General features: G+C 66.6%; 5 protein-coding genes. 3 read left to right on the forward strand and 2 right to left on the reverse strand.

Annotated features, from left to right (window positions below):
- Positions 1 to 175: 175 nt before the first annotated feature.
- On the reverse strand, positions 176 to 451 hold the full coding sequence (locus Raf01_RS48840) for a hypothetical protein (RefSeq protein ID WP_203925028.1): 276 nt from the start codon (positions 449 to 451) through the stop codon (positions 176 to 178).
- 1,097 nt (positions 452 to 1,548) lie between these two features.
- On the opposite strand from Raf01_RS48840, the gene Raf01_RS48845 reads away from it, so the two are divergent.
- The 3 genes from Raf01_RS48845 to Raf01_RS48855 all read left to right on the forward strand — a co-directional run bounded on the left by Raf01_RS48845 (position 1,549) and on the right by Raf01_RS48855 (position 3,884).
- Positions 1,549 to 2,043: a hypothetical protein gene (locus tag Raf01_RS48845; RefSeq protein WP_203925029.1), complete on the forward strand. Its 495-nt coding sequence runs from the start codon at positions 1,549 to 1,551 to the stop codon at positions 2,041 to 2,043.
- A gap of 102 nt (positions 2,044 to 2,145) precedes the next feature.
- Positions 2,146 to 2,331 (forward strand): hypothetical protein, encoded by a 186-nt coding sequence (locus tag Raf01_RS48850; RefSeq protein ID WP_203925030.1) that lies wholly within the window; start codon positions 2,146 to 2,148, stop codon positions 2,329 to 2,331.
- 680 nt (positions 2,332 to 3,011) lie between these two features.
- Positions 3,012 to 3,884: a hypothetical protein gene (locus Raf01_RS48855; RefSeq protein WP_203925031.1), complete on the forward strand. Its 873-nt coding sequence runs from the start codon at positions 3,012 to 3,014 to the stop codon at positions 3,882 to 3,884.
- Between the two features lie 350 nt (positions 3,885 to 4,234).
- Here the strand turns inward: Raf01_RS48855 and Raf01_RS48860 are convergent.
- The coding region (locus Raf01_RS48860; protein WP_203925032.1) for a DUF1877 family protein at positions 4,235 to 4,709 on the reverse strand (475 nt) is incomplete at its 5' end.

The raw sequence follows: 4,709 nt of genomic DNA on the forward strand, positions 1-4,709 counted from the left end.
TGCTCCGGGAAGCTCCGTCGTCGGCTCACCAGTGACGCACCAAAGGCAACCAGGCCACGCCCGGCCGGTCCAGGTCGTTCGTCCGGTAGGGCGCTCCACCTTGGCGCTCAGGGCGCGGCCCGCTCCCCGTGGGGGCGGGTCGACAGCAGACGGGATGGCAGGTGGGGAGAGGGGGTTAGCGGAACCGCGCGCCCATGTGCTGTTCGAGTGCGCGCATTGCCAGATTTTCGTTCTGGTACGGTCCGCGTACCTTACGAAGTTCATCCGGCGCCTGCTCGTACGGGATGTCGGCGTTGTCGCCGCAGTCGGCACAGATCACTTCGTAGAGTCCCGCGCTGTTCTCGTACGAGACGCGGACGCCGTCCGGAGTCTCGAAGTACGCGGACGGCTGCAAACGGATGTGCGCCTTGCCGCCTTGGCCGTGAGGTGGCCGTCCCGGGGAGCTAGTCATGCAGGACATTCTGCCAACTGGCGGAACCAGGACGTCCAATCGATGTTTATGGATATGTCCGGCTACCGTTCGAGTGCCTAACGTCAAGATCGTTAGGACCAAATGGGGCCATCTGGCGGTGTAAACCAGCGACAGGTGATGACAAGCGTTGAGAGTTCCCGCGCTGGTCGGAGGGCTTGCTCGTCCGATTCGTGCCGATCGATCATCAGGCCGGGTCTATGGGCTCAAAATAGTGCTCACAAGGCGCCGCGCGAGCGCGGCGCAGCGGCGCACTCGCCGGCGCGCTGCTGGCGGCGCTGAGGCGCCGGCATCGCGCGCCACGGCACGCCGCACCGCCTCGGATGTCGCGATCCGAACCGGCCCACTCGCTGCCAGACCGCGACGATCGCTGAACAGGCCGCCACCGTCGTTGCTTCCGGCGATCGCTGCCGCGCCGCTACGCGGCTTGCCACCGGCACCACCCAGCTACGGAGCTCGGTGCGAACGGCGACGAGGACCGGGCCGTGGCCGGCGCCCGCCGCGGCGCCAGCACTGCCCACCGCGCCCTCACAACAGCCTCCGCCTCGGGGCGCTCCAGCCCGCGGTGCCGGACTCGCCCAGCGACCCGAACGTCTGTTTGCTTCTGGCGGCCCGTGCTCGCAGCGGCTCCAGCATGTCCCGGACGTCCGGGGCAAGCCGCCGCGACATTCCGGCGAGTCAGTCGGGGGCCAAATCGGAGTACGTCTTGGCCCCGATCTCGACGTTGAGCTGAAGATTAAGCGTGTAGCTCACTGATTGCTCCGGGTTCCGCCACCGTCGATGGCTCGATGCGCGCCGCCTTACCCTAGACGCCGGGCTCGCGGCACCAGCACCGGCATTGGCCACGGCCGGCGCGCCGCGAAGAGCTTGCAACGATCGAACGGGCCATCCACGGGCCAGTAACCCGTGCCGCGACCGGTGACGAACGGGCACCGCGGTCACCAACGCATCCGCCGTGACCGGGCGAGCCGTGCGTACCGGCCCGAAGATCGTCACCTTTCCAAACAGATGGTGCAGGTTTCGTGGCACCATCCATCATCGGTGTCGTCCGTGGGAGCCGGTACAGAGGTGATGGTTGGGTGAGCGGCAGGTGGCCGACCGAGCGCAAGGTAACCGCCCTGGCGGAGCTTAGCTTGCCCGCCCTGGGGGTCTGCCTGTTGTCCGTGGCTATGGTTCTCATTGCGATTGACTTCGTGCCCCATGAGTTCGATGGGCTGCGGGCGGCGCACTTCGGGCTGAGGGGGACGATCGAGGTACGCCGCTGCACCACCAGTGCCGGGAAGTGGTACGACTGCCGAGGCTCGTTTGTCGGCGATGATGGGGCGCGCATCGATGACGTTTCGCTGACCTCGCTCGGACACGGACGGCCGCCCACGACTTACCGCGCGCGTGTCAGTTCCGCCACCGCCTCCCAGGCATGGGATGACAGCGGGTGGGACGGGGCGGCGATCATCGTTGCGCCGGGCTTTTACGGGATCGTCGGCTTCGTTGCCTATCGACTCTGGCGCAGCCGTCGACGCCGTAGACGGCGCGGCCGTAAAGACCCGCTCTACACGCCGCGCCATCAGGGGTAGGGGGCGCGGCATCGATTCCGGGCCGCGCAGACTCATGCTGGCTGAGTCCCAGTAACGGCAGTGACAGACTTCCTGCTTCCATCTATCCGAGAGGAACCGGGCGTGGCACCCGACATGGACGCCGGCGAGGTGAGCCCCGACTGCCAAGGCTGCCCATGGAACACAGCCACGCACACCGCCCGTAACGAAGATCTCGAACTGCAACTGTGCGAGTGCTGCGCCCTCGCCCACGACGAGGCCGATGGCTGGATGGTCATCCCACTACAACACCAGCGCGACACCCAGTGAGTGTTACCCCAGCACCCACGACGAACGTCCAACCGCCCAGGCCAACGCCGATCTCCACCGCCGCAAACCGCCGTAACAGCAACGGTCATGAAAGGCCGAGGTTAGGCACGGATCGGTGTAGGCCGGGACGGCGGCCGGCGGACCGCGGGGCAGTGGCACGCGTGGCTCATGGTGGTCCTGGTCGTCAGGCGGGTTGCGGTAGGGCATCACCGTCCCCGCCGCCATCGTCCAAGATGGGACGGCGGTCCGGGTCAAGGTCGTACGGCAGGTGTGGCGCTCCATCTTGACCCGGCCGGCCGTCCCGAGGATCTGGCACCGGTGAGGGCGACGCCCGAGGTGCGAGCCGGGCCCCGGTACGTGGCAGTCGGTGGCGGCCAAGTGGGCGGCGGTGGTCTCGGGCGCGGGTGTGGCGCCGCTGACGCGGCGCACCGTGGCGCCTGGCCGGCCTACGACGGTCGCTTCGCGCCTCGTCCCGTCTCTGCCTTCGGCGGCGGCGGGATGGGCAAGCCGTCGGGCCATGGTCGGACGGCCGCACCATTAGCGCGGCAGAAGCCGCCCGTTGCTGTGAAGAATGTCTTGACGTGTCGGTCGGTGGGTTCAACCTCGGTGCGCAGGAAGCTCGCCGAGGTCGTCCGGTCCTCACATGCGCGGACCACGGGCTTGCCGACTAGCCTCGGCGCGTGGAGGTTCTCGCTGGACGATTTCGTGGCTCGTTGCTCGATAGGTCGACACAGCGTTGGGTGCGGTTGACTGGGCGGCAGGTCGATCTGCAGCGTGAGGAGTGGCTTGCTGGGCCGTGCGGCGATCACGACCGGATAGGTGAGTCGTGGCTGCTTCGGGAGGCCGCCCGGCTTGGCGGCAGCGTTCTTGACTCTGATCGGGCGCTAGGTCTCTTGCCGACGATGACAGTGCTCGACGGGCCAGCGTTCGACTCGTCAGCGCTGCGACGTCAGGTACGGGATTTCTACGAGCAAACCGAGCGATGGCAGCTCGAGTTGCAGTCACAGTGGTCAGCCTGGGCGTGGCCGTTCGGTTGGTTGATCTCGGCGTTGTTTGCCCGCCGGCTAGACCAACTGAGCCTGCCGTTGAGAGCGAAGGACGTTGCTGACGGCATGACCAGTCAGCTCACATCCGTGGTCGACCGCAACGGGCGGCTCATCGGCAGTTCATGGCGGCGACGTCTGCGGGCTACGGGGGCCACCACATACAGCGGCTGGTATCAGGCCGTCGCTCTGCCCGGTACGCGACAGCCCAGCGTCAGAGTGGTCTTCCCGCTGCCCAATGGGCGCCTGGTCGTGTTCCTACGCCCCGAGGTCAGTACGGTGGGCGGTCTGACCCTCATCTCACCTGCAGGAGGGTGGGGTGATGACGGTGCCTACCTTGTCGTCGAACGGGGCAGTGGCTCTCCGGTCTGGGCGCGACGGATCCCCGTGCGCGAGAGCTTCCACGTCTACGTCGACGCGCAGGATGTTCTTCGTACCGATCATGTTCTTGGTCTCTGGTCGGTCCCGGCACTGCGATTGCAGTATCGCCTCAGCGCGATTGACGGTTGAGCAACGGCGCCTCCGGGCCTGCTGGCGACCTCCGGCCGGCATCGGCCCGGGGCGCCGATTCGGCCATTAGCGGGCCATTGGCCCAGGACAACCCCGGTCACTCCAGGCCGCTCAGGACAGGCCACAGGCGCAGGTCAACCTGGTCAAGACGCCCAAGCTCGCTGATTCTCAAGCTGACAGTCTGCGAACACTGCCCTTGACATGACATGAGGCTCGTCCAGCAGCGTCCCATCTGGATTCCGGGGTCAGAACCCGGCCCGGTGGAGTGTGGGCCGATGGCAGACGGGGTGGCTTTGGTGTGCCCCCTTCCAGGTCGTCTGGCTGGCCCGACCATGAACCCTCACGCTCTACTACTGGTCAGCGACGAAGACGGTCGCCCAACCAGCCTGCGCAGCCCGCTGATAGAACGCAGTGACCTGCTTCAGGTGGTAGGTCAGATACTGAAGACCGTCCTGGTCAACTGCGGCGCCGTACTCATCTGGGTCGAGCGTCCAGTACCTGGAGATGAACGGCTCGGGGTCGAGTTCGGAGAGCGCAGCGGCAACATCGTGGACCTCGGCCGGTGTGTTGTAACTGACGACGTAGCCGTCGCTCTGATGTAGCGGCAGACCGCCGAGGACGACCGCGTTGAGTGGGTAGGTTCCGTCCTCCCCGCCGAGGTCACCCTCAGTGAGGCAGCGATGGATGCCGTCCCAAGCTTTGTCCACGTCACACTCGTCAGGCGCGTCCGTCATATCGAGTTGCTTAATGACCTCGATGAGGCGCTCGTCGTTGCCGTCCTCGGCCAGCAGCTGGGTGATGCAGCTTTCATTAAGGGCGAGGAGG

The organism is Rugosimonospora africana (assembly GCF_016862975.1).
Classification (GTDB): Bacteria; Actinomycetota; Actinomycetes; order Mycobacteriales; family Micromonosporaceae; genus Rugosimonospora; species Rugosimonospora africana.

What these genes read in the sequence shown, in the direction of transcription:
- Raf01_RS48840 (WP_203925028.1), bottom strand. Translation starts at nt 451, where the DNA reads ATGACTAGCTCCCCGGGACGGCCACCTCACGGCCAAGGCGGCAAGGCG.